1 protein-coding gene and 1 pseudogene are annotated in these 344 nt (G+C 64.0%); one reads left to right on the top strand and one right to left on the bottom strand.

The features are described 5' to 3' along the window. Positions 1-129, bottom strand: a pseudogene (locus tag ADL12_RS25490) (transcriptional regulator); the annotation flags it as partial. 92 nt (positions 130-221) lie between these two features. On the opposite strand from ADL12_RS25490, the gene ADL12_RS25485 reads away from it, so the two are divergent. Continuing rightward, the coding region (locus ADL12_RS25485; protein WP_482262437.1) for an arsenate reductase/protein-tyrosine-phosphatase family protein at positions 222-344 on the top strand (123 nt) is incomplete at its 3' end.

Here is a 344-nt window from a genome sequence, read left to right as displayed (position 1 = left end):
CTGCCGGGCACCGGTCTCCTCCACCAGGTGGGTGGTGCACAGCATCTCTTTGGCGAGCAGGGTCACGATCTGGAGCCTGAGCGGGTCGGCCAGAACCCGGATCAGATCAGTGTCGACTGACGTCATCATGGACTGATACTCTCACATCAGTGGTGACTGACACCACCGGGTACTGATGTCTGCCGTGCCCGCATTCCCTTGCGAGACAAGAGAGACCTCTGATGTCCGACAAGCCCTCCGTGCTCTTCGTCTGTGTCCACAACGCCGGCCGCTCCCAGATGGCCGCCGCGTGGCTGACCCACCTGGCCGGAGACCGCGTCGAGGTCCGCTCCGCCGGCTCCAAC

Source organism: Streptomyces regalis, assembly GCF_001509475.1.
GTDB classification, from domain to species: Bacteria; Actinomycetota; Actinomycetes; order Streptomycetales; family Streptomycetaceae; genus Streptomyces; species Streptomyces regalis.
This window is presented reverse-complemented; position numbering and strand designations above follow the sequence as displayed.